We start from the raw sequence: 23,296 nt of genomic DNA on the forward strand, positions 1-23,296 counted from the left end.
CGTGCGCGCTCGTGTTCCGTCCGAGGGGCGGGAACGCCCCCGGTCAGGAAGTTACCGGCCCCCGGCCCGGCGCGTCACACCACGGCCACGGCGGGCCTGACGTTGTGGTTCAGATGGAACACGTTGTCAGGGTCGTAGCGTGCCTTGACCCGGGACAGCCGCTCGTAGGCGTGCTCCCCGAAGCCCGCGACGACCCGCTCCTGGCCCTCCCGCCCGATGAAGTTCAGATAGACCGCGCCGCTCGCCCACGGCATGACCGCCCCGCGCACCCGGCGCACCCATTCCTTGCTCAGGTCGTCGTCCGCCTCGCTCTCCCAGACGCCGAACGGATGCACCGCCCACGGGGAGGAGCGCCAGGGCAGGGGGTAGTCGGCCGGCCCCCGGGCCACCGCGCCGCCCATCGGGAACAGCACATGCTGCGAACCGGAGGGGACGGGCATCGTGGCGGCGCCGGCGCAGAAGGCGGCCGCGGCCTCGTCGGGGAAGCCGTCCAGATACTCCGCCGACCAGTAGTTCCGCATGCCGGGCGGGTCGTCGAGCATGCACTGAAGGTCCGCGTAGTCGACCGCGTCGATCACCTCGGCCTCGCGCTCCAGCGCCAGCAGGGGCGCCGCGACCTCGCGCAGCTCCGCCTCCGTACCGGCGTAGGTGACCAGGACCGCGCACACGAGGTGGCCCACCAGGCCCTCGGGCACCCACTCCTCGGGCGGCCCGGTGATGTAGATACAGGCACCGCCCGCCGCGTCCGGGGCGGACTCCATCACGTCCCGGTACGTACGGACCGCTTCCGGGCCGTTCTCGGGGCGGAGGAGGAGCAGCGCCATGCTCATCGCCGGCAGATCGTGGAGCCGCAGCGTCAGGGAGGTCACCACACCGAAATTGCCGCCGCCGCCGTGCAGGGCCCAGAAGAGCTCCGGGTTCTCCTGCGCGCTCGCGTGTACGGAGCCGCCGTCGGCCGTGACCACCTCGGCGGCCAGCAGATTGTCACAGGCCAGCCCGAAGGCGCGCTCCAGCCACCCCGAACCGCCGCCCAGCGTGAAGCCGCCGACGCCGGTGGTGGAGACCCGCCCGCCCGTGGTCGCCAGGGCGTACGGCTGGGTGGCCCGGTCCAGGTCGCTCATGGTCGCCCCGCCGCCGACGCGGGCCGAGCGGGCGTCCCGGTCGACCTCCACCTGGCGCATCCGGCGCAGGTCGATCACCAGACCGCCCTCGCTCAAGGCCATGCCCGCCACGCTGTGCCCGCCCCCGCGCACGGCGACCTCCAGGCCCTCCTCGCGTGCGAAGCGGAGAGCCCGCGCGACATCCGCCTCGGAGGCACACTGGGCCACCACCGCGGGTCTGCGGTCGATCATGCTGTTGAAGACGGCCCGGGCCTCGTCGTAGCCCGGGTCGCCGGGGACGTGGATCCCGCCGGCGAAACCGGAGCGGAGACCGGCCGGAGCGGAGTCCGTCGCAGGGGTGCGGGGCGTCATGGCGTGCCCCCTTCGCAAGGCGTGACAGGGCCCTTCCATCGTAGGTCCGGCCGTGGAAGCCGGCCGTCCCACCGGACCCCGTCACACCCCCCGGATCACCCGACGTACGCCCCGCTGGCCGTCAGCCGCAGCGCCGTGTCGATCAGCGGCACATGGCTGAACGCCTGCGGGAAGTTGCCCACCTGGCGCTGGAGCCCGGAGTCCCACTCCTCGGCCAGCAGGCCCAGGTCGTTGCGGAGGGACAGCAGCTTCTCGAAGAGCCGGCGGGCCTCGTCGACCCGGCCGATCATCGCCAGGTCGTCCGCCAGCCAGAACGAGCAGGCCAGGAACGCGCCCTCGTCGCCCTCCAGGCCGTCGACACCCGCGTCGTCACCCTCGGTGGGGTAGCGCAGGACGAAACCGTCCTCCGTGGACAGCTCCCGCTGGATCGCCTCGATCGTGCCGATGACCCGCTTGTCGTCGGGAGGCAGGAAGCCCATCTGCGGGATCAGCAGCAGGGACGCGTCCAGCTCCTGCGATCCGTAGGACTGGGTGAAGGTGTTGCGCTCGGGGTCGTACCCCCGCTCGCAGACGTCGCGGTGGATGTCGTCGCGCAGCTGGAGCCACCGCTCCAGCGGCCCCTCCGCGTCCCCGGACTCGATCAGCTTGATCGTGCGGTCGACGGCGACCCAGGCCATCACCTTGGAGTGCACGAAGTGGCGGCGCGGCCCGCGCACCTCCCAGATGCCCTCGTCCGGCTCGTCCCAGTGCTTCTCCAGATAGCTGATCAGCTTGAGCTGGAGGCCCATGGCGTAGTCGTTGCGGGTCAGCCCCGTCATGTGCGCCAGGTGCAGCGCCTCGGTGACCTCGCCGTACACATCGAGCTGCAGCTGGTTCGCCGCGCCGTTGCCGACCCGGACCGGGCCGGAGTTCTCGTATCCGGGCAGCCAGTCCAGCTCCGCCTCGCCGAGCTCACGCTCACCCGCGATGCCGTACATGATCTGAAGGTTCTCCGGGTCGCCCGCGACGGCCCGCAGCAGCCACTCTCGCCAGGCACGGGCCTCCTCGCGGTACCCCGTGCGCAGCAGGGACGAGAGCGTGATCGCCGCGTCCCGCAGCCAGGTGTAGCGGTAGTCCCAGTTCCGGGAGCCGCCGATGTCCTCCGGCAGGGACGTGGTCGGCGCGGCCACGATGCCGCCGGTGGGGGCGTAGGTGAGCGCCTTCAGCGTGATCAGTGAGCGTACGACGGCCTCCCGGTAGGGGCCGTGGTACGTGCACTGCTCGACCCACTCGCGCCAGAAGACCTCCGTCGCCTCCAGGGAGGCCTCCGGCTCCGGCACGCTCGGCGGCTCGTGGTGCGAGGGCTGCCAGCTGATGGTGAACGCGATCCGGTCGCCCGGGGCCACGGTGAAGTCGGAGTACGTCGTCAGGTTCTGGCCGTACGTCTCCGCGTCCGTGTCCAGCCACACCGAGTCGGGCCCCGCGACGGCGACCGTACGGCTGTCGACCTTGTGCACCCAGGGGGTGACCCGCCCGTAGCTGAAACGCATCCGCAGCTCGGAGCGCATCGGCACCCGGCCGCTCACGCCCTCCACGATGCGGATCAGCTGGGGGGCACCGTCGCGCGGCGGCATGAAATCGGTCACGCGGACCGTGCCGCGCGGGGTGTCCCACTCCGATTCCAGGATGAGCGAGTCGCCGCGGTACCGGCGGCGGTCCGCCGGCGGCGGTTCCGCCCCCTCCGGGCGGGCGGGTCCAAGCCGCCAGAAGCCGTTCTCCTCGGTACCGAGAAGTCCGGCGAAAATCGCGTGTGAATCGAAGCGGGGCAGGCACAGCCAGTCCGCTGTGCCGTCCCGGCAGACCAGGGCTGCGGTCTGCATGTCTCCGATGAGTGCGTAATCCTCGATGCGCCCGGCCACGTGCGTCTCCAGTCGAACGGCCATGTCGCCCCGGAGGGCGCTTACTGCTGGTCAAGGGGTCGTTGTAATAGAACCGACGAGCTCTTGCACGGGTGAGCGGGCTGGGGTGGAGCCGCTGGGCCGGCCAACTCGGCAGCGAGTGTCCGAGCAGGATACGACGCACCTGGGGGTTCCGCGCGACTGTCCAGCAGTTGTCCGTCGCCTGTCACGGGCGAATGGGTGGGACCTGAAACGGTCGTGGTGATCTTGTGCCCACGCGGGAGGGGCATGGCCGGAAGCGGCCTCCCCTCGTCGCTGTTACCCTGGTAGCCCGTGGACCGGTGGTCGTCCCGACAGTGGACGAGGCCCCCGAACCGCAGCGACGGCGCCTGAAGAAAATCTTCGTACGGCATGCCGGCACGCACCTCACGATCGCGACCACGGGAGCCCCCTTTGGCTATGCAGCCCACATCCACGACGACCAAGCACATCTTCGTCACCGGGGGTGTAGCCTCCTCCCTCGGCAAGGGTCTGACTGCCTCCAGCCTGGGTGCCCTGCTCAAGGCACGTGGCCTGCGGGTCACCATGCAGAAGCTCGACCCCTACCTCAATGTCGACCCCGGCACGATGAACCCCTTCCAGCACGGTGAGGTGTTCGTCACCAACGACGGCGCCGAGACCGACCTGGACATCGGCCACTACGAGCGCTTCCTCGACGTCGACCTCGACGGCTCGGCCAACGTCACGACCGGCCAGGTCTACAACACCGTGATCGCCAAGGAGCGGCGCGGCGAGTACCTCGGTGACACCGTCCAGGTCATCCCGCACATCACCAACGAGATCAAGCACCGCATCCGCCGCATGGCGACCGACGACGTGGACGTCGTCATCACCGAGGTCGGCGGCACGGTCGGTGACATCGAGTCGCTGCCCTTCCTGGAGACGGTCCGCCAGGTCCGCCACGAGGTCGGCCGCGACAACGTCTTCGTCGTGCACATCTCGCTGCTGCCCTACATCGGCCCGTCCGGCGAGCTGAAGACCAAGCCCACCCAGCACTCCGTCGCCGCCCTGCGCAACATCGGTATCCAGCCGGACGCCATCGTGCTGCGCGCCGACCGCGACGTCCCGACCGCCATCAAGCGCAAGATCTCGCTGATGTGCGACGTCGACGAGACCGCCGTGGTGGCCTGCAAGGACGCCCGGTCGATCTACGACATCCCCAAGGTGCTGCACACCGAGGGTCTGGACGCCTACGTCGTGCGCAAGCTCGACCTGCCGTTCCGCGACGTCGACTGGACCACCTGGGACGACCTGCTGGACCGGGTCCACAACCCGGACCACGAGGTCACCGTCGCCCTGGTCGGCAAGTACATCGACCTGCCCGACGCCTACCTCTCGGTCACCGAGGCCATCCGGGCCGGCGGCTTCGCGAACAAGGCCCGCGTCAAGGTCAAGTGGGTTGCCTCCGACGACTGCAAGACCCCGGCCGGCGCCCAGAAGCAGCTCGGTGACGTCGACGCCGTCTGCATCCCCGGCGGCTTCGGCGAGCGCGGTGTGGTCGGCAAGGTCGGCGCCATCCAGTACGCCCGTGAGAACAAGGTGCCGCTGCTCGGCCTCTGCCTCGGCCTCCAGTGCATCGTGATCGAGGCCGCGCGGAACCTCGCCGGGATCACCGACGCCAACTCCACGGAGTTCGACGCGGCCACGGCCCACCCCGTCATCTCGACGATGGAGGAGCAGCTCGCGTACGTCGAGGGCGCGGGCGACCTGGGCGGCACCATGCGGCTCGGCATGTACCCGGCGAAGCTCGCCGAGGGCTCCCTGGTCCGCGAGGCCTACGCCGACGAGCCGTACGTCGAGGAGCGCCACCGCCACCGTTACGAGGTCAACAACGGCTACCGCGCGGAGCTGGAGAAGAAGGCCGGACTGGTCTTCTCCGGCACCTCCCCGGACAACAAGCTCGTCGAGTACGTCGAGTACCCGCGTGAGACGCACCCCTACCTGGTCGCCACCCAGGCGCACCCGGAGCTGCGCTCCCGCCCCACCCGCCCCCACCCGCTCTTCGCCGGCCTGGTGAAGGCCGCCGTGGAGCGCAAGGTCGCGGCAGCGCAGGCGCCCGGCGCCGACGCGTAAGGCGATACGGTTGACCGGGGTACGGGTCCCTCACGGGATGCGTGCCCCGGTTTCTGTTTGTTCGTGGGAGGACGTACATGGGTTTCCAGGACACGCCCGAGGAGTGGCAGGTCACCGCGACGGTGACGCCCTTCACCGGTAACAAGACCAGCGTCCGCACCGACGACGTCGTGATGCCCGACGGGAGCGTCCACAGCCGCGACTACCAGGTCCACCCCGGTTCGGTGGCCGTGCTCGCGCTCGACGCGGACGGCCGGGTGCTCGTCCTGCGGCAGTACCGGCACCCGGTGCGCCACAAGCTGTGGGAGATCCCGGCGGGGCTGCTCGACATCCCCGGAGAGAACCCGCTGCACGCCGCGCAGCGCGAGCTCTACGAGGAGGCGCACGTCAAGGCCGAGGACTGGCGGGTGCTGACCGACGTCTACACCACGCCGGGTGGCTGCGACGAAGCCGTGCGCATCTTCCTCGCCCGGGACCTCTCCGAGGCCGAGGGCGAGCGCTTCGAGGTCTCCGAGGAGGAGGCCGACATGGAGCAGGCACGGGTGCCTCTCGAGGAGCTCGTACGGGGTGTGCTGGGCGGCGACCTGCACAACAACTGCCTGGTCGTGGGCGTCCTGTCGCTCACCGCCGTGCTCGCGGGCGACGGCGTGGACTCGCTGCGCCCGGCCGAGGCGCCCTGGCCCGCCCGCCCGTTCGAGGCCTGACCCGGTCCGGCCGGTCCGCCCTCCCGAGGGGCGGACCGATGCCGGGCCGATGCCGGGCCGACGCCGGGCCGATCAAGGGCCGATCGTACGAAACGCTGATCCGATCGAGGGACGTATCCGCCGCGCTCGGCCGTGATCGCCCGCACCACTGAACTACGCTCGAAAGGCCCCGACCGGACTTCCGGCGGGCAACCGCGTGCAGCGAAGTGGAGCGTGGCCCGTGACCGATCAGGCGGTGGACACCAGCGGCCCGGCCGGAGTGGCGGGGACGGCGGGAACCAGAGAGCCGCCGAAAGTGACTCCGTCTCAGTTCTTCGGCCGGGCACGCGAGTTGAAAGCCCTTCAGGAGGACATCGAGCGCGCGGGCCTGGACACCCTGGCGGGCCGCAAAGCCGCCCGCGCACGGGTCCTCCTGATCGCCGGCAGGCCCGGATCCGGACGCACCGCACTGGCCGCCGAGCTCGCCCGCCGGCTGGCGGAACCCGGCGACTACCCCGACGGCGTGTTCCGGGTCCCGCTCACCGAGCCCGGGGGCGAGCGCGTCCCCACGGAGCGCACCGCACGCGCACTCCTGGACCTGCTCGCCGTGGCCGCCCCGCCCGGTGCGGACGAGGACGAGCTCTCCGAGATGGTCCGCGAAGCCTTCGCCGGGCGCCGGGCCCTGATCCTGCTCGACGACGCCGTCGACGCCGAACAGGTCGAACCGCTGCTGCCGGACAACCCCGACTGCCTGGTCGTCGCCACCGCGACCGGCCCCCTCACCGGCATCCCCGACGTCCGCCCCTGCACCATCGGCGGGCTGGACGCCGGCTCCGCGGTGCAGCTGCTCGCCCGCGCCATCGGCCAGGTCCGCATCACCGTCGACCCGCGGACCGCCGAGACACTCGCGGAGGAGTGCGGCGGACAGCCCGCCGCCCTGACCCTGGTCGCCGGCTGGCTCGCGGCCCGGCCCGGCGCCTCGGTCGCCGATGTCGCCAAGCAGCTGCGCGACCAGCAGGACGGACCCGAACAGCCCGCCGGCGGCCGCCCGCTGGCCCGTGCCTTCCGGCTGGTCCACGAGTCCCTGCCGCCGGCCGCCGCCCGGATACTGCGGCTGCTCGCCCTCGCCCCCGCCGGGCTGGCGGACGCCCACACGGCCTCCGCCCTGGCCGGGTGCTCCGTCTCGGCCGCACAGACGACTCTGGACGACTTCGTCAGGTTCGGGCTCCTCGGATCGAACGGCGCCGAGCAGCCGCAGTACGAGATGCCCGGCTGCCTCGCCCCGCTGGTCCGCGCCGCGCTGGAGGAGCGGGAGCGGCCCGCCGAGATCCAGCTCGCCCGGGCCAGGATGCTGGAGCGGACCGTGCGCCGGCTCCAGGCCTGCCGTGCGGTGACCGACCCCGAGGACTCCCCGGCCCGCCGCAGGCTCGCGGGACTGCCGCGCTCGCTGCGCTTCCCCGGCCCGGAGAACGCCGCCGAGTGGCTGAGGATCCGCGAGCCGGCGCTGCTCGCCGCCGCCCGTGCCGCGGTGCGTGACGGCGACCTGGACACGCTCGCCCGCCGGCTGGTGGCCGCCCTCGTCCGCGCCCTCGCCGTACACCGGGGCACCGAGGCCGCCGCCCCCGTGCTCTACGGGCTGCACGGGCTGGTCCTCGATGTGGCGGAGCGCCGAGACCTGCCCCGGGAGAAGGCCGCCGCCCTGCTCAACCTCGCCGACCTGGACGCCAGGACCGGGCGTACGCGGGAGGCTCTGGCCCGCTACCGCGCGGCGCTGGACGCCGGACGCGCGGCGAACGACCTCTACGCGACCGGCAGGGCGATGGAATCCGCAGGCGGCGCGTACGCCGAGCTCGGGGACTTCAACCGGGCCTCCGACTGGTACGGCCGCGCGCTCGCGCAGCGGCTCACACAGGGGGAGCGGGCCGACGCGGCGCGGCTGTACGGCCGGCTCGGAGCGGTCCACACGTACGCCGGCCGGTACGGCGAGGCACTGCGCGACTGGCGTGCCGCGGCGGCCGGCCACCGCAGGCTCGGGGACCTCCCGGCCCAGGCGCGTGCGCTCAGCGAGGCCGCCCGGGTGCAGGAGTACGCGGGCAGGCCCCAGGAGTCGCTGCACACCTGCCGGGAGGCGGTCGAGCTGGCACGCAGGGCGGGCGACGCGCGTCTCCAGGCCGCGCTGGAGCTCAGGCTGGCGGACACCCTGGACCGGCTCGGGGACCCGGCGGCGGCCAGGCTGCACCGGGCGGCGGCCGACAGATTGCTGGGCGACGAGGGCTCCACCTACGAAATCCGTAGTGCTTCGAACAAAACTTAATGCTTTGTAAGGCTGGACAGCGGGAAGTCCTTCATTAATGATGGCTCTGCCGCAGATCTCTGCGGTGTCCCCCTTTATGCTTGGTTCATGCGGGTATGTCCCGCTACGCCCAGCCAGCCTCCGAGTCAAGGACCGTGATCGACGTGAAGGTCGGCATCCCCCGCGAAGTCAAGAACAACGAGTTCCGGGTGGCGATCACCCCTGCCGGAGTGCATGAGCTCGTACGCCACGGCCACCAGGTCCTCGTCGAGCAGCACGCCGGGGAGGGATCCTCCATCCCGGACGAGGAGTACGTCGCCGCCGGCGCGCGGATCCTGCCCACCGCCGACGAGGTCTGGGCCGCCGCCGACCTGCTGCTCAAGGTGAAGGAGCCGGTCGCCGAGGAGTACCACCGCCTCCGCAAGGGCCAGACGCTCTTCACGTACCTGCACCTCGCCGCCTCCCGCGCGTGCACGGACGCCCTGCTGGAGTCGGGCACGACCGCCATCGCGTACGAGACCGTCGAGACCGCGAACCGCGCGCTGCCGCTGCTCGCCCCGATGTCCGAGGTCGCCGGCCGCCTCGCCCCCCAGGTCGGCGCGTACCACCTGATGCGCTCGGTCGGCGGGCGCGGTGTGCTCCCCGGCGGGGTCCCCGGCACCGGATCGGCCAGGGCCGTCGTCATCGGCGGCGGGGTCTCCGGCTGGAACGCCACGCAGATCGCCGTCGGGCTCGGCTTCCACGTCACGCTGCTCGACAAGGACATCAACAAGCTGCGCGAGGCGGACAAGATCTTCGGCACGAAGGTGCGGACGGTCGTCTCCAACGCCCTCGAGCTCGAGAAGGCGGTCGTCGAGGCCGACCTCGTCGTGGGCGCGGTGCTGATCCCGGGCGCGAAGGCGCCGAAGCTGGTCACCAACGAGCTCGTCGCGAAGATGAAGCCCGGAAGTGTTCTTGTCGACATTGCGATCGACCAGGGAGGCTGCTTCGAGGACTCGTATCCGACGACGCACGCCGAGCCGACCTTCACGGTCCACAACTCGGTCTTCTACTGCGTCGCGAACATGCCCGGCGCCGTGCCGAACACCTCCACGTACGCCCTGACGAACGCCACGCTGCCCTACATCCTGGAGCTCGCGAACCGGGGCTGGGCCGATGCCCTGCGCCGTGACGCCGCACTGGCCAAGGGCCTCAACACCCATGACGGCCAGGTGGTTTACCGCGAGGTGGCCGAGGCGCACGGCCTCGACCACGTCGAACTGAGCGCGCTTCTCGGCTGAGCGGTCAACCCTCCCCGTCAACCTCACGCGTCCGGCCGGACCTTGCCCAGCAAGGTCCGGCCGGACGCGTGAGAGGGCCCGGACCAACTCGCCTGAGACGTAACCCTCCACCCGTTTTGCACCCCCACGAAAGGTGCGCCCCGGGCGCTCCGTGCTCTTGACAGAGGGGTGTTCGATTGCCGACACATCGGGCCCGGTCCGGCGGATTGTGTTGCTGCGAACCGGTGACACGCCATAGAGTCGCCAATCGTCGGCATGGTGCCACGCTGACCTATCGATAAGTTTCCTGGTCACATCCAAGGAGGTAAGACGACTTGTGAATGAGTCGACAATTACTCCCGGGGGTGGTCAACCAGGGATGCCTGCACGGGGTCTGAGCCCGATCGGGCTCGAAGCTGTCGGCTCCGTCGCTGTCCGCACCTTCGCCACCCACCAGCACATGACGACAGCCCCCCAGATGATGGACGGCCTACACGTGAACGCCATGGCCGGCAACGAAAGTGGCCGAGAGACCTCCCACTTCGCCGACTTCGCCGAGGTGCCCGAGGGGCACTTCTACGACCCCGATGCCGAATACGAGCCCGATCCGGAGTACGCGGCCACCCTCGCGCCCGACGCCGCCCGCCAGCGCCGCGAGCGGATCGGCCCGACCGGCCGGCCGTTGCCGTACTTCCCGATTCCAGGTCCCCTGACGGACCACGGCCCCGCGAAGATCATCGCGATGTGCAACCAGAAGGGCGGCGTCGGCAAGACCACGTCGACCATCAACCTGGGTGCCGCGCTCGCCGAGTACGGCCGCCGCGTCCTTCTCGTCGACTTCGACCCGCAGGGAGCCCTGTCCGTCGGCCTCGGGGTCAACCCGATGGAGCTCGACCTCACCGTCTACAACCTGCTCATGGAGCGGGGCATGGCGGCCGACGACGTACTGCTGAAGACGGCCGTGCCCAACATGGACCTGCTCCCCAGCAACATCGACCTCTCGGCGGCCGAGGTGCAGCTGGTGAGCGAGGTGGCCCGGGAGTCGACGCTCCAGCGCGCCCTCAAGCCGCTGATGGCCGACTACGACTACATCGTGATCGACTGCCAGCCCTCGCTCGGCCTGCTCACCGTGAACGCCCTCACGGCGGCTCACAAGGTGATAGTCCCGCTCGAGTGCGAGTTCTTCGCGCTGCGCGGTGTGGCGCTGCTCACCGAGACCATCGAGAAGGTCCAGGAGCGGCTCAACCCCGAGCTGGAGCTGGACGGCATCCTGGCCACGATGTACGACTCCCGCACGGTGCACAGCCGTGAGGTGCTCGCGCGTGTCGTCGAGGCCTTCGACGACCACGTCTACCACACCGTCATCGGACGTACGGTGCGCTTCCCGGAGACCACGGTCGCCGGTGAGCCCATCACCACGTACGCGTCGAACTCGGTCGGTGCCGCCGCCTATCGCCAGCTCGCCAGGGAGGTGCTCGCCCGGTGTCACGCCGAGTGAGTCTGCCGGGGGCCGACGAGCTGTTCCGTACCACCGGGGGCATGGGGCTCCAGGGCTCGTCCCCCGCCGAGCGGCGACGCAAGGCGAACGGCGAGGCGCGGGTTCCCGCACCGGCCGGGGGAAGCGATTCGGCACCGTCGGACACCGGCCAGGGCGGCACTCCGGGCAGCGGCGACACGCCCGCCGGGGCCTCCCGGGAGGAGCACTCCGCGGCGGACGCCGACGGCGGCGGCTCCCGCAGCCGTGCCGACGGGGACGACCGGGGCCAGGCCGCCCCGCCCCGGGCCCGTACCGCGCCCGGTCAGGAACAGACCGGGACGTCCGCCACCGTCCAGCCGCAACGCGGACGCGGGGGCGGGCGGGGAGCCAACCGGCGGCCCAGTGGCCGTGAGCGCCACGACGAGAAGATCACCGTCTATGTGTCGGCCGAGGAACTGATGGACCTCGAGCACGCGCGCCTCGTGCTGCGCGGCGAACACGGACTGGCCGTCGACCGCGGGCGCATCGTCCGCGAAGCGGTCGCGGTGGTGCTGGCCGACCTGGAGTCGCGCGGCGACGCGAGCATCCTCGTACGGAGGCTGCGGGGCCGCTGACCGGCGCGGCGCCGGTAGCCTGCCGGGGGAGGGCCGCCGTACGGACGGCCCCGCCCGGGGCCCACCGCCCGCCTCCCGCCGCACCCCTGGACCCCAGCACATGCCGACTGCCGACGACACGCCCCGCCCGACCCGCCGTGCCCTCGGCCGCGGGCCGGGGATACGGCCCGCGGAGGCGCCTGCGGCCCCGGAGGCTCCTCCCGGACCGGTGAGGGCCGCGGAGGCGCCGACGGCCCCCCCGGCCGCTGACGGGCCCGTGGAGAGCCCTCCGGAGGCGGTTCCGGTGGCCGCCGTGTCCGCGGCTGCCGAAGACGCGGCTGCCGAAGACGCGGCTGCCGAAGCCGTGCCCGCGGCGGGCGGATCCGGGGAGGTGGCCGGCGAGGCCGTCGACGACCGGCGGTTCACCGTGCGGCTGGTCAACTTCGAGGGCCCGTTCGATCTGCTCCTCCAACTGATCTCCAAGCACAAGCTGGATGTGACCGAGGTCGCCCTGTCGAAGGTCACCGACGAGTTCATGGCGCACATCCGGGCCATGGGGGCGGACTGGGACCTCGACCAGACCACCGAGTTCCTCGTCGTGGCCGCGACCCTGCTCGACCTGAAGACCGCCCGGCTGCTCCCCACCGCCGAGGTGGAGGACGAGGCCGACCTGGCCCTCCTGGAGGCACGGGACCTGCTCTTCGCGCGGCTGCTCCAGTACCGCGCGTACAAGAGGATCGCGGAGATCTTCAGCGACCGGCTGGAGTCCGAGTCCCGCCGCTACCCCCGCACGGTGGGGCTCGAACCCCAGCACGCGGAGCTGCTGCCCGAGGTCGTGATCAGCATCGGCCCGGAGGGGTTCGCGCGGCTCGCGGTGAAGGCGATGCAGCCCAGACCCAAGCCGCAGGTGTACGTCGACCACATCCACGCCCCGCTGGTCAGCGTGCGCGAGCAGGCGGAGATCGTGGTCGCGCGGCTGCGCGCGGAGGGCGAGATCAGCTTCCGGGAGCTCACCGAGGACGCGGAGGACACCCTCACGGTCGTCGCCCGCTTCCTGGCGCTCCTGGAGCTCTACCGGGAGAAGGCCGTCGCGCTCGACCAGGAGGAGGCGCTCGGTGACCTCCTGGTGCGCTGGGCCGGCGGCGAGGGGGCAGAACCGGTGGTCACGGACGAGTTCGACCAAGAGGCGCGCGAGCCACAGGAGGACGTACAGGCATGAGCACAGACGACGAGGGGCGCGACGCCCTGGTTGCCGGGCTCGACCTCAAGCCCGCGCTGGAGGCGGTCCTCATGGTCGTCGACGAGCCCGCCACCGAGGAACACCTCGCCAAGGTCCTCCGGCGGCCCCGCAGGGCCGTCGCGGACGCCCTGCGGGAGCTGGCCGACGAGTACACCGTCCAGCGCCGCGGCTTCGACCTGAGGCTCGTCGCCGGGGGCTGGCGCTTCTACACCCGTCCGGAGTACGCGGAAGCGGTCGAGGGCTTCGTCCTGGACGGCCAGCACGCCCGGCTCACCCAGGCCGCGCTGGAGACGCTCGCGGTGGTCGCGTACCGTCAGCCGGTCAGCCGGTCGAGGGTCTCGGCGGTACGCGGAGTGAACTGCGACGGCGTCATGCGGACCCTGCTCCAGAGGGGTCTCGTCGGGGAGGCGGGCGCGGAACCCGAAACAGGTGCGATCCTGTACAGGACGACGAACTACTTTCTGGAGCGCATGGGCCTGCGAGGCCTGGACGAGCTCCCGGAGCTCGCGCCCTTCCTCCCGGAGGCGGACGCGATCGAGGCTGAGACGCTAGAGGGTGTGCCGTCGTTCGATCCGGACGCACCGGACACCCCGGATACTCACGCACACGACAAGACGGATTTTTGATGCGAAGCAGTGGCAGGAACAGCGGAAGCGGCAGCAGCGGCGGTGGCCGGAGCGGAAGCGGCGGCAACAGCGGCGGCCGGAGCGGTGGCGGCGGCCGGAGCGCCAGGAACAACACCGGCACCGGCAGGAACAGCAACCCGAACCCCCGGGTCTCCGGCTCCGGGCGTGAGGACAAGCAGGAGCAGCGCCCCCGCCGGCCCCGCCCCGAGGAGCGCCGCTACGACGTGGGCTCCGACAAGCCGGGCGGCGACGGCGGCCCCCGCAAGGGCCGCGGCGCCGCGGCCCGCGGCGGTGCCAAGGGCGGACCGAAGCCCGCGCAGAACGTGAGCAAGGGCGGCCGGCGCCAGGGCGCGCCCGCCCGCCCCCGCGAGCTGGACGCCAAGATCGAGCAGCGCAACCGCGACCGTTACGCGGACAAGCCCGAGATCAGGACGCCGAAGACGCACCCCGGGGCCGAGCAGGAGGGCGAGCGTCTGCAGAAGATCCTCGCCCGGGCCGGCATGGGCTCGCGCCGGGCGTGCGAGGAGCTGATCGAGCAGGCCCGTGTCGAGGTCAACGGTGAGATCGTCCTCGAGCAGGGCAAGCGCGTCGACCCGCAGAAGGACGAGATCAAGGTCGACGGCCTGACCGTCGCGACCCAGTCGTACCTCTTCTTCGCGCTGAACAAGCCCGCCGGCGTCGTCTCCACCATGGGCGACCCGGACGGCCGCCAGAACCTCGGGGACTACGTGAACAACCGCGAGACGCGGCTGTTCCACGTCGGACGGCTCGACACCGAGACCGAGGGCATCATCCTGCTCACCAACCACGGCGAGCTGGCCCACCGTCTGACGCACCCCAGGTACGGCGTGAAGAAGACCTACCTGGCCGCCATCCAGGGGCCGCTCCCGCGCGACCTCGGCAAGCGGCTCAAGGACGGCATCCAGCTGGAGGACGGCTACGCCCGCGCCGACCACTTCCGGGTCGTCGAGAACACCGGCAAGAACTACCTGGTCGAGGTCACGCTCCACGAGGGCCGCAAGCACATCGTCCGCCGGATGCTGGCCGAGGCCGGCTTCCCGGTCGAGCGTCTCGTGCGCACGTCCTTCGGGCCGATCCCGCTGGGCGACCAGAAGTCGGGCTGGCTGCGCCGCCTGACCAACACCGAAGTCGGCATGCTGATGCGCGAGGTCGGTCTGTAACCCGCGCCCCCGCACCGAACGGCCCGCGGCCGGTTCCTCGTTCACTTTTTCGAACGGGAACCGGCCGCGGGCCTTTCGCGACCGGCGCTTCTTCTTTATAGTCAGAGTGACCATAAAAGAGGAGGGCGGCGTGACGCTCGCGGACGTACTCGATCCTTTGCAGCAGCCCCTGGTGACGGTCCTGGACACCCCGGTCAGCTGGACCGAGGTGCTGGGCTTCGGCAGCGGCGCGCTGTGCGTCTGGCTCGTGGCCCGCCAGCACCTCGCCAACTGGCCGATCGGCATCGCCAACAACCTGTTCTTCATCCTGCTGTTCGCCCAGTCCGGTCTGTACGCCGACGCCGGCCTGCAGATCGTCTTCATCTCCCTCGCCGCGTACGGCTGGTGGACCTGGACCCACGGGGGTGGACCAGGGACATCCGTCCTGCCGGTGCGGAGCACCACCCGCACCGAGTGGACCTGGCTGTTCGCGGCGGGGGCCGCGGGGACCCTCGGCCTCACCCTGCTGCTGTCCCGGGCCACGGACTCGACCGTGCCGTTCTGGGACGCCCTGACCACCTCCCTGTCGCTCATGGCGACGTACGGGCAGTGCCGCAAGCGGGTCGAGTCCTGGTGGCTGTGGATCGCCGCCGACGTGGTCTACATCCCGCTGTACGCGTACAAGGAGCTCTACCTCACCTCCCTGCTGTACGTCGGCTTCCTCACGCTCTGCCTGATCGGGCTGCGCAACTGGAGCCGGGACCTAGCCGCCGGCCGGCGGCAGGACACGGTGGTGCCCGTATGAGGCGCCACGGGCACGGACTGGTCCTCGGCAAGTTCTATCCGCCGCACGCCGGCCACCACCACCTCGTCCGCACCGCACGGGACCGCTGCGAGCGGCTCACCGTCCTGGTCTGCGCCGCCTCGGTCGAATCCGTACCGCTCGCCGACCGGGTCGCCTGGATGCGTGAGGCGCACCCGGACGTCCGGGTGGTGGGGACCGTCGACGACATCCCCATGGACGTCACCGACCCGGCCGTCTGGGACGCCCACATGGAGGTGTTCACCGGCGCCGTTCCCGAACGGGTCGACGCCGTCTTCACCTCCGAGGCGTACGGCGGCGAACTGGCCCGCCGCTTCGGCGCGGAATCCGTCCTCGTCGACCCCGGCCGCACCCTCTTCCCCGTCTCGGGCACCGCGGTCCGCGCCGACCCCGCCGGCTGCTGGGACTACCTGGAGCCGCCCGTGCGGGCCGCGCTCGCGCGCCGGGTCGTAGTCCTCGGCGCTGAGTCCACCGGCACCACCACCCTGGCCCTGGCGCTCGCGGACCACTACCGCCGGCGCGGCGGTGCGTGGGCGGGGACGCGGTACGTCGCCGAGTACGGGCGGGAGTTCAGCGAGGCCAGGCTCGCCGCCCTGCGCGAGCGGTGGCCGGACGCCCGGTGGGAGGACGTCTCCTTCACCACGGACGACTTCCCCCTCATCGCCGAGACGCAGAACGCCAGGGAGGACGCCGCCGCGCGTGCGGGGTCACCGGTGCTCATCTGCGACACCGACTCCTTCGCCACCACCGTCTGGCACGAGCGCTACGTCGGCGGACGCAACCCGCTCGTCGAGAAGACCGCCGACCGGGTCACCCACCACCTCTGGCTGCTCACCGACCACGAGGGTGTCGCGTTCGAGGACGACGGACTGCGCGACGGCGAGGAGCTGCGGCCCTGGATGACGGACCGATTCCGTGCCGAACTCACCCGTACCGGAAGGCCGTTCATCGAGATCACCGGGGACCGCGGCGAACGCCTCGAAGCGGCGGTCGCCGCCGTGGACGAGCTCCTCGCCACCGGCTGGCACTTCACCGCACCCCTGCCGGAGCGGCGATGAGCGCCGCACCCGAGGGGTACGACCCCCACGCCTTCTTCCCGTTCGCCGTCACCGTCGACCTCGCCGTCTTCACGGTCCGCGAGGCACGGCTCCATGTACTGCTCGTCGAGCGCGGCGAGGCCCCCTACAAGGGGCGGTGGGCGCTGCCCGGCGGCTTCGTCCTGCCCCGGGAGTCCGCCGAGGAGGCCGCCCGCCGCGAGCTCGCCGAGGAGACCGGCCTCACGAAGAAGTCCGTGTGCTCCTTCCACCTCGAACAACTGCGCACCTACAGCGATCCGGACCGCGACCCCAGGATGCGGGTCGTCTCCGTCGCGTACGCCGCACTCGTGCCCGACCTCCCCGAACCGCGGGGCGGCGGGGACGCCGCCCACGCCCGGTGGTGGGACGCGGGAACCACCGGGCCGCTCGCCTTCGACCACGACCGCATCCTGGCCGACGCGCACGACCGGATCGGCGCCAGGCTCGAATACTCCTGCCTGGCCACCGCGTTCTGCCCCGCCGAGTTCACCCTCGGGGAGCTCCAGGGGGTCTACGAGACCGTCTGGGGCGTCGAGCTCGACCGGCCCAACTTCCGGCGCAAGGTCCTCACCACGCCCGGCTTCGTCCAGGCCGTGGACGGACCGCCGCGCCGCACCGGCGGACGGGGAAAGCCGGCCGCTCTCTACCGGGCGGGTGCCGCCACCGCCCTGCACCCTCCACTGCTGCGCCCGGAAGGACGCCCTGAAGGACGGACATCATGATCCCGACACGGATTCTCACCAAGCAGGCGGCCACAGGCACGCTGACCGGGCTCGCGCTCGGCGACGCCTTGGGCTTCCCCACCGAGTTCAACGACGTTCCCGCGATCCTCGCGAAGTGCGGGCCCTGGCGTGAGATGCGGCTCCCGGAGCCCGCGTTCGTCACCGACGACACCCAGATGACCCTCGCCCTGGGACGCGGCATCCGGACCGCCATGGACCAGGGGCTGCTCACCCCGGAGCGGATGGTGGGCCCGGTCCGGCAGGAGTTCGTGCGCTGGAACCGCTCACCGGACAACAACCGCGCTCCCGGCCGCACCTGCCTGGAGGCGTGCGCGCTGCTGGAGGGCGACCGGGTCTGGCAGGAGGCCAGCCGGACCGGCTCCAAGGGCTGCGGCGCCAACATGCGCGTCGCGCCCGTCGGCCTCGTGCCCGGCCTCAGCGACGAACAGCGTGCCGGGGCGGCCCAGCTCCAGGCGGCCCTCACGCACGGCCACCCCACCGCCCTCGCGGCCTCCGACCTGACGGCCCGCGCGGTGTACCTCCTCGCCCAGGGGGCCGAACCGCTCGGCCTGGTGGGCCAGCTGCGTTCCTACGCGTACGAGAACCGGGGCCGGTATCTGAACCGGTGGCTCGGTGACCTGTGGCGGTACGCCCACGACGCCTCGCCCGAGGCGTTCATCAGCCGGGGCTGGGACGAGTGCCTGACCGTGCTGGGACACGTCCAGGACGCCCTGCGCCGGCCGTCGCCGGAGACCGACCCGTGCGAGCGGACCGGCGACGGCTGGATCGCCGAGGAGGCCCTCGCCACCGCCCTGCACTGCTTCCTGCTCTTCCCCGAAAACCCGTTGACCGCCCTGCGCCGCGCCGCATGCACCCGGGGCGACTCGGACTCCATCGCCTGCCTCACGGGCGCGTTCGCCGGAGCGCACCTCGGGGCGGGGGCCTGGCCCAAGGAGTGGTCGGAACGCATCGAGTACCGCAGCGACCTGCTCTCGCTGGCCGCGCTCTGGGACGCTTGACCGATGCACAGCGACACGACGCTCCTGAGACGGGCCGGGCTGCCGGTCACCGACCTGACCCCGGTACTCGGACAGGAGCCCAGCCCGCTCCTGTTCGCCACGGTCTCGGGCGCCCATCTGTACGGCTTCCCCTCGCGGGACTCCGACGTGGACCTGCGGGGGATCCACGTCCTGCCCGCGGACGTCAGTTCGTCAGGCGCATGTTGAAATTCAACGGCCATGTGCTCGAACAGCTGCTGTCCCCGCTGGTGGTGCACACCACGGAGCTCCACGCCGAACTTGTGGAGCTGGTACCGGCGGTGGTGACCCGCCACCACGCCCACCACTACCAGGGCTTCGCCGGTACGCAGTCGCGGCTGTACGAGAGGACCGGCGAGCTGAAGCCGCTCCTCGAGGCCCCCTGACGGCCCGGCGGCCGCCCTCTCACCCGCGTTCGCGCAGATGGGAGCGGCGGCCGTCCCGGTCGAAGATGCCGAGGACCTCGGCCGGGCCGCCGACGGAGCCCAGCGCGTGCGGGAGCATCGTGGTGAACTCCGCCGCCTGCCCCTGCTCCACCCGTAGCCGCCGTTCCCCCAGCAGCAGCAGGGCCGTGCCGGACAGCACCGTGAACCACTCCCGGCCGGGGTGCGCCTTGAGCGCCGAGGGGCCTTCGGCCGGAGGTCCGGTCAGCCGTATCCGGGCCACGGTGACACCGGGCTGGCCACGCAGCGCCCACTGGGTCAGGCCTCGCGCCAGATCGAGGGTGGGGTTCGTGACCACGTCGTCGGCGTCCGTCTCGACGAGCTGGTCGAGCGAGGTGCCCAGCGCCCGGGCGATCACGGTGAGCTGGTCGAGCGCGATCCTCCGGTGGCCGGTCTCGATCCGGCTGAGCGTGGAAGGGCTGAGGTGGCACCGGGCGGCGAGGTCGTCGAGCGACCAGCTGTGCGCGGCACGCAGGGCGCGGATCCGTTTGCGTACGAGGCCGTCCAGACCACTTCCTTCTTGCGTCATGAGCAAGAGAGTATGCGTTGTGCGCAAGTCTTCGTAGGCTCGGTCGCATGACATCCTCCGCTTCCCACACGCACCACCACGGCCCCGGCCACCACCACGAGCACGACCACGGACAGGCGGACACCGGCCAGGACGACGCTCTCGCCGTCGTGCTCGATCTCGACGCCGAGATCTTCGCCCCGTACCTCACCGCCGTGACCAGCCGGGTCGCCGAGCTCGCCGGGGACGGCGTCACGCACGTCGTCGACCTGGGGTCGGGCACCGGGACCGGCACGTTCGCCCTGCTGGAACGCTTCCCCCACGCCCGTGTGACCGCCGTCGACAGCTCGCCCGCCATGCTCGCCCGGCTCGTCGAGGCGGCCCGGGCGAAGGGCCTGGGCGACCGGGTGCGCACCCTGGAGACGGACGCGGGTGCCGGGCTCGCCGGCATCACGGACGCCGACCTCGTCTGGGCCTCGGCCTCCCTGCACCACGTGGACGACCCGGCCTCCGCGCTCGACGGGGTCCGCGCCGCGCTGCGCCCCGGCGGACTGGTGGCCGTCGCCGAGCTGGACGGGATGCCGCGCTTCCTCCCGGACGACGCCGTGGCCGGCCGCCCCGGCCTGGAGGCGCGGTGCCGCGAGGCTCTGGAGGGCCTCCACGCCGAGCAGATGCCGCACATGGGCGCCGACTGGGGAGCCATGCTGGCCGGGGCCGGCCTCCTCGTCGAGGACGAGCGCACGGAGCGGCTGGAGCTGCGCGCCCCGCTGCCCACCGGCGTCGGCCGGTACGCCCACGTCGTGCTCGACCGCATCCGCGGCGCCCTCGACGGCCGGGCCGACCCCGCGGACCTCGCCGCGCTCGGCACCCTGGTCGACGGAGGCCCGGCGGACGTGCGCCACCGGGACGACCTCGTCGTCCGCTCGACACGCAGCCTCTGGATCGCCCGCCGCCCGGCGGACTCCGCCTGAGCTACGACTCCGCCGACGCCCGCCGGGCCCGGATCAGGAATGCCTCCACGCGCTCCCGGTCGGGCTCCGGCGGCAGCGGGGAGCGGGCGGCCGCCTCGTCGTTCTCCCCGGCCAGGCGCGTCATGCGGCGCTCCACCTCGGCCCACGGGACCTCGCCCCGCTTCACCGCCAGCAGATCCTCGCGGGCCTCCCCGACCTCGATCCGCAGCTCGCCCGTCCGCAGCAGGTCCCGGCAGGAGGCCAGCAGCCGCAGCAGATGCATGGCGTGCTTCCAGCGCGGAGCGCCGTGCGCACGCACATCGGCCTCCAGCTTCCGCCGCTGGCCCAGCGCGTAGCGTACGAACGTTCCGTGGGCCTGCCGGGACAGGAAGGCCCCGCGCAGGCCGAGGAGTTCGCGGCCCGTGGCGTCGACCCGCTCCACGAGCGGGGAGTGCAGGCACTCCAGCACATTGGGGTTCGCCCGCAGCGCCAGCTCGCAGAAGCGCTCCAGCTCCCAGGAGAACTGCTCGTCGGCCGGGCCCTCGACGTGGCTGGGGGGCTTCGTGAAGCCCCAGAACAGCGGGGTGGGGGCGAGGAAGACCCCGCGACGGTCCGTGTCGCTGCCGTCGGTGGCCAGCCCGAAGGCGCGGGAGCCCATCACGCAGGAGTAGACGGTGTGCTCCCGGACGAGCCGCGCGCCGTCGGCGGGATCGGACGCCGCGTCAGGCGACGTTCCTGAGGGAGTGCTGAGGGGGTGCACCGTGACTTCTCCAAGAGGACGGGCCCTTGCCCCTGCGGACGGACGAGGGCCGCGCGGGCCTGGCGGCCGATCCTACGTGCGGCGTCGGCGCGGGACGCGGCGGCCGACGGGGCCGCGGTGCGCTCAGGCCCCGCCCGCGCCCTCTCCGGGCCCCGGCGCACGCCTCGGCCGGTACGGCGGCGATGGTTCCGCCGGCGACCGAGGAGACGATGCAGCCCGCGTGCGTGCAGACCGCGGAGAAGGCCTTGACCGGCCGGCCTCCGGCCGCGTCACCACGATCTCGCGGTCCGCGAAGATCGTGCCGCCGCCGGCCGGGACGTCCGAGGTCCTGGCCGGCTCGGCGTCACCGGAGGCCGGCGGGGAGCTCTCCTCGCCCCCGTCACCGCCGGACGAACCGCAGCCCGTCGCCGGTGCGGCTGCTCCCGCCGTCAGGACCGTCCTTCGCCGTGCGCTCAGGGCTCTCCGCGGGGTCGACCGGTGTCTGTCCGATGACGGCATCATGGCCCCGCCCGGCGCCCGGGCCCCACGACCCGTACGTGCGCCCGACCGGGTGCCCCGGGAGCGCCGGCCACACCTCCGCGTCTCACGGACAGAGCACCGTGACCGGCGGCGCCGCCGCACCTCTAGGCTGAAAGGGCACGCAGCACGAGGCGACGAGGGGTACGACGACGTGGCGGTACGAGCAGTCCGTGGAGCCGTCCAGCTGGACCGGGACGAAGCCGGTCACATGGACGAGCGGGTGAGTGAACTCCTCACCGCGGTCCTGGAACGCAATCAGCTCGTCGCCGACGACCTGATCAGCGTCTGGTTCACCGCCACCCCCGATCTGCACAGCGATTTCCCGGCCGCCGCGGCCCGAGGCCTCGGTATCGTCGACGTACCGCTGATCTGCGCCCAGGAGCTCGACATCACCGGCGCCATGCCCCGCGTGGTGCGCATCATGGCCCATGTGGAGACGTATCTCTCCAAGTCCGAGATCAGCCACGTCTACCTCGGCGCCACCGGCGCCCTCCGCAAGGACATCGCCCAGTGAGAACCGCCCTCGTCATCGGAACCGGACTGGTCGGCACCTCCGCCGCCCTCGCCCTCGCGGGGCGCGGCGTCCAGGTGCACCTCGTCGACCGCGACCCGTCCTCGGCACGGACCGCCGCCGCGCTCGGCGCCGGCACGGACGAGGCGCCCGAGGGCCCCGTCGACCTGGCGATCATCGCCGTACCGCCCGCCCACACCGCGTCCGTGCTGGCCACGGCCGTACGGGACGGGATCGCGCGCGCCTACCTCGACGTCGCCAGCGTCAAGGGCGGCCCGCGCCGTGAGCTGGAGGCGCTCGGCGTCGACCTCACGCCGTACATCGGTACGCACCCCATGGCCGGCAAGGAGCGCTCCGGGCCTCTCGCGGCGACCGCCGACCTCTTCGAGGGGCGCCCCTGGGTCCTCACACCGACCCGGGAGACGGACACCGAGGTCCTCAACCTCGCCCTGGAACTGGTCGCGCTCTGCCGGGCCGTCCCGGTCGTCATGGACGCCGACGCCCACGACCGCGCCGTCGCCCTGGTGTCCCACACCCCGCAGCTGATCTCGTCGATGGTCGCCGCCCGGCTGGAGGAGGCCGACGAGACCGCCGTACGCCTGTGCGGCCAGGGAATCAGGGACGTCACCCGCATCGCGGCCTCCGACCCCCGGATGTGGGTGGAGATCCTGTCCGCCAACCCCGGCCCGGTCGCCGACGTGCTGGCGGGCGTCGCCACCGACCTGGAGGAGACCGTACGAGCGCTGCGCGGCCTCCAGTCCGCCGACGAGGACAAGCGCCGCACCGGTACCGAAGGCATCGAGGACGTCCTGCGGCGCGGCAACGCGGGCCGGGTCAGGGTCCCCGGCAAGCACGGGGCCGCCCCGGCCTCGTACGAGATCGTCGCCGTGCTCATCAGCGACCGGCCGGGCGAGCTGGCGTCGATCTTCGCCGACGCCGGGCGGGCCGGCGTCAACATCGAGGACGTCCGCATCGAGCACGCCACCGGCCAGCAGGCCGGACTGGTCCAGCTCATGGTCGAGCCGAGCGCCGCACCCGCGCTGAGCGCGGCCCTCAGCGAACGGGGCTGGTCGATCCGCCCGTAAGGGCCTTTCGTCACGGAAGGCCGGGCGGGCCCGGGGGAGGGCCCCGGAG

20 protein-coding genes and 2 pseudogenes are annotated in these 23,296 nt (G+C 72.2%); 17 read left to right on the forward strand and 5 right to left on the reverse strand.

The annotated features are described in order from the left end of the window. Positions 1–74 precede the first annotated feature (74 nt). Positions 75–1,472 carry an FAD-binding oxidoreductase gene (locus ACIP63_RS35910; protein ID WP_401524586.1) on the reverse strand — a complete coding sequence of 466 codons (1,398 nt, stop codon included), beginning with the start codon at positions 1,470–1,472 and terminating at the stop codon, positions 75–77. A gap of 95 nt (positions 1,473–1,567) precedes the next feature. Continuing rightward, positions 1,568–3,370 (reverse strand): glycoside hydrolase family 15 protein, encoded by a 1,803-nt coding sequence (locus tag ACIP63_RS35915; protein ID WP_401524803.1) that lies wholly within the window; start codon positions 3,368–3,370, stop codon positions 1,568–1,570. 438 nt (positions 3,371–3,808) lie between these two features. On the opposite strand from ACIP63_RS35915, the gene ACIP63_RS35920 reads away from it, so the two are divergent. From ACIP63_RS35920 to ACIP63_RS35985, 14 genes and pseudogenes are all read left to right on the forward strand, one after another. Further along, positions 3,809–5,482 carry a CTP synthase gene (locus ACIP63_RS35920; RefSeq protein WP_401524589.1) on the forward strand — a complete coding sequence of 558 codons (1,674 nt, stop codon included), beginning with the start codon at positions 3,809–3,811 and terminating at the stop codon, positions 5,480–5,482. 77 nt (positions 5,483–5,559) lie between these two features. Next, positions 5,560–6,186 (forward strand): NUDIX hydrolase, encoded by a 627-nt coding sequence (locus ACIP63_RS35925; protein ID WP_104790117.1) that lies wholly within the window; start codon positions 5,560–5,562, stop codon positions 6,184–6,186. 220 nt (positions 6,187–6,406) lie between these two features. Continuing rightward, complete coding sequence (locus ACIP63_RS35930) at positions 6,407–8,479, forward strand: tetratricopeptide repeat protein (RefSeq protein WP_401524593.1); 2,073 nt, start codon at positions 6,407–6,409, stop codon at positions 8,477–8,479. 143 nt (positions 8,480–8,622) lie between these two features. Continuing rightward, positions 8,623–9,738 carry an alanine dehydrogenase gene (ald, locus tag ACIP63_RS35935; RefSeq protein ID WP_401524806.1) on the forward strand — a complete coding sequence of 372 codons (1,116 nt, stop codon included), beginning with the start codon at positions 8,623–8,625 and terminating at the stop codon, positions 9,736–9,738. Positions 9,739–10,096: 358 nt separating this feature from the next. Beyond that, positions 10,097–11,215 carry a ParA family protein gene (locus tag ACIP63_RS35940; protein ID WP_104790119.1) on the forward strand — a complete coding sequence of 373 codons (1,119 nt, stop codon included), beginning with the start codon at positions 10,097–10,099 and terminating at the stop codon, positions 11,213–11,215. After that, a complete protein-coding gene (locus ACIP63_RS35945) occupies positions 11,200–11,808 on the forward strand; it encodes a hypothetical protein (protein ID WP_393757875.1) in 609 nt (202 codons plus the stop codon). The genes ACIP63_RS35940 and ACIP63_RS35945 overlap by 16 nt, the downstream gene beginning before the upstream one ends. Before the next feature lie 100 nt (positions 11,809–11,908). After that, positions 11,909–13,006: a segregation and condensation protein A gene (locus tag ACIP63_RS35950; protein WP_401524598.1), complete on the forward strand. Its 1,098-nt coding sequence runs from the start codon at positions 11,909–11,911 to the stop codon at positions 13,004–13,006. Then, positions 13,003–13,653 carry an SMC-Scp complex subunit ScpB gene (gene scpB, locus ACIP63_RS35955; protein ID WP_401524601.1) on the forward strand — a complete coding sequence of 217 codons (651 nt, stop codon included), beginning with the start codon at positions 13,003–13,005 and terminating at the stop codon, positions 13,651–13,653. Before ACIP63_RS35950 ends, scpB begins: the two co-directional genes overlap by 4 nt. Then, entirely contained in the window at positions 13,653–14,834 is a 1,182-nt protein-coding gene (locus ACIP63_RS35960) for a pseudouridine synthase (protein ID WP_401524603.1), read from the forward strand. The genes scpB and ACIP63_RS35960 overlap by 1 nt, the downstream gene beginning before the upstream one ends. Before the next feature lie 130 nt (positions 14,835–14,964). Further along, positions 14,965–15,618 carry a nicotinamide riboside transporter PnuC gene (gene pnuC / locus ACIP63_RS35965; protein ID WP_401524606.1) on the forward strand — a complete coding sequence of 218 codons (654 nt, stop codon included), beginning with the start codon at positions 14,965–14,967 and terminating at the stop codon, positions 15,616–15,618. After that, entirely contained in the window at positions 15,615–16,694 is a 1,080-nt protein-coding gene (locus ACIP63_RS35970) for an AAA family ATPase (RefSeq protein ID WP_401524609.1), read from the forward strand. Before pnuC ends, ACIP63_RS35970 begins: the two co-directional genes overlap by 4 nt. Next, entirely contained in the window at positions 16,691–17,434 is a 744-nt protein-coding gene (locus ACIP63_RS35975) for an NUDIX hydrolase (protein ID WP_401524612.1), read from the forward strand. Before ACIP63_RS35970 ends, ACIP63_RS35975 begins: the two co-directional genes overlap by 4 nt. Further along, complete coding sequence (locus ACIP63_RS35980; RefSeq protein ID WP_401524615.1) at positions 17,431–18,453, forward strand: ADP-ribosylglycohydrolase family protein; 1,023 nt, start codon at positions 17,431–17,433, stop codon at positions 18,451–18,453. The genes ACIP63_RS35975 and ACIP63_RS35980 overlap by 4 nt, the downstream gene beginning before the upstream one ends. 3 nt (positions 18,454–18,456) lie before the next feature. Continuing rightward, positions 18,457–18,845 (forward strand): annotated as a pseudogene (locus tag ACIP63_RS35985) (DNA polymerase beta superfamily protein); the annotation flags it as partial. A gap of 31 nt (positions 18,846–18,876) precedes the next feature. Here the strand turns inward: ACIP63_RS35985 and ACIP63_RS35990 are convergent. Beyond that, a complete protein-coding gene (locus ACIP63_RS35990; protein WP_401524618.1) occupies positions 18,877–19,443 on the reverse strand; it encodes a helix-turn-helix domain-containing protein in 567 nt (188 codons plus the stop codon). A gap of 47 nt (positions 19,444–19,490) precedes the next feature. On the opposite strand from ACIP63_RS35990, the gene ACIP63_RS35995 reads away from it, so the two are divergent. Further along, positions 19,491–20,393 (forward strand): class I SAM-dependent methyltransferase, encoded by a 903-nt coding sequence (locus ACIP63_RS35995; RefSeq protein WP_401524620.1) that lies wholly within the window; start codon positions 19,491–19,493, stop codon positions 20,391–20,393. A gap of 1 nt (position 20,394) precedes the next feature. Here the strand turns inward: ACIP63_RS35995 and ACIP63_RS36000 are convergent, their stop codons facing one another. After that, entirely contained in the window at positions 20,395–21,132 is a 738-nt protein-coding gene (locus ACIP63_RS36000; RefSeq protein ID WP_401524623.1) for a DNA polymerase beta superfamily protein, read from the reverse strand. Positions 21,133–21,220: 88 nt separating this feature from the next. Continuing rightward, a pseudogene (locus ACIP63_RS36005) lies at positions 21,221–21,633 on the reverse strand (Rieske 2Fe-2S domain-containing protein); the annotation flags it as partial. Positions 21,634–21,802: 169 nt separating this feature from the next. On the opposite strand from ACIP63_RS36005, the gene aroH reads away from it, so the two are divergent. Continuing rightward, positions 21,803–22,165, forward strand: coding sequence for a chorismate mutase (gene aroH, locus ACIP63_RS36010; RefSeq protein ID WP_104790132.1), 363 nt, complete (start codon positions 21,803–21,805; stop codon positions 22,163–22,165). Beyond that, on the forward strand, positions 22,162–23,247 hold the full coding sequence (locus ACIP63_RS36015) for a prephenate dehydrogenase (RefSeq protein WP_401524626.1): 1,086 nt from the start codon (positions 22,162–22,164) through the stop codon (positions 23,245–23,247). The genes aroH and ACIP63_RS36015 overlap by 4 nt, the downstream gene beginning before the upstream one ends. The last annotated feature ends 49 nt before the right edge of the window (positions 23,248–23,296 follow it).

Source organism: Streptomyces sp. NPDC088746 (assembly GCF_044751065.1).
Classification (GTDB): domain Bacteria; phylum Actinomycetota; class Actinomycetes; order Streptomycetales; family Streptomycetaceae; genus Streptomyces.

Excerpts from the sequence above, each read along its gene's own strand:
- ACIP63_RS35995 (WP_401524620.1), top strand. The coding sequence starts at position 19,491 with ATGACATCCTCCGCTTCCCACACGCACCACCACGGCCCCGGCCACCAC.
- ACIP63_RS35970 (WP_401524609.1), top strand. The coding sequence starts at position 15,615 with ATGAGGCGCCACGGGCACGGACTGGTCCTCGGCAAGTTCTATCCGCCG.
- ACIP63_RS35975 (WP_401524612.1), top strand. The coding sequence starts at position 16,691 with ATGAGCGCCGCACCCGAGGGGTACGACCCCCACGCCTTCTTCCCGTTC.
- ACIP63_RS35980 (WP_401524615.1), top strand. The coding sequence starts at position 17,431 with ATGATCCCGACACGGATTCTCACCAAGCAGGCGGCCACAGGCACGCTG.
- ACIP63_RS35940 (WP_104790119.1), top strand. The coding sequence starts at position 10,097 with ATGCCTGCACGGGGTCTGAGCCCGATCGGGCTCGAAGCTGTCGGCTCC.
- ACIP63_RS35950 (WP_401524598.1), top strand. The coding sequence starts at position 11,909 with ATGCCGACTGCCGACGACACGCCCCGCCCGACCCGCCGTGCCCTCGGC.
- ACIP63_RS35960 (WP_401524603.1), top strand. The coding sequence starts at position 13,653 with ATGCGAAGCAGTGGCAGGAACAGCGGAAGCGGCAGCAGCGGCGGTGGC.
- ACIP63_RS35990 (WP_401524618.1), bottom strand. The coding sequence starts at position 19,443 with ATGACGCAAGAAGGAAGTGGTCTGGACGGCCTCGTACGCAAACGGATC.
- scpB (WP_401524601.1), top strand. The coding sequence starts at position 13,003 with ATGAGCACAGACGACGAGGGGCGCGACGCCCTGGTTGCCGGGCTCGAC.
- ACIP63_RS35925 (WP_104790117.1), top strand. The coding sequence starts at position 5,560 with ATGGGTTTCCAGGACACGCCCGAGGAGTGGCAGGTCACCGCGACGGTG.
- ACIP63_RS35920 (WP_401524589.1), top strand. The coding sequence starts at position 3,809 with ATGCAGCCCACATCCACGACGACCAAGCACATCTTCGTCACCGGGGGT.
- ACIP63_RS35910 (WP_401524586.1), bottom strand. The coding sequence starts at position 1,472 with ATGACGCCCCGCACCCCTGCGACGGACTCCGCTCCGGCCGGTCTCCGC.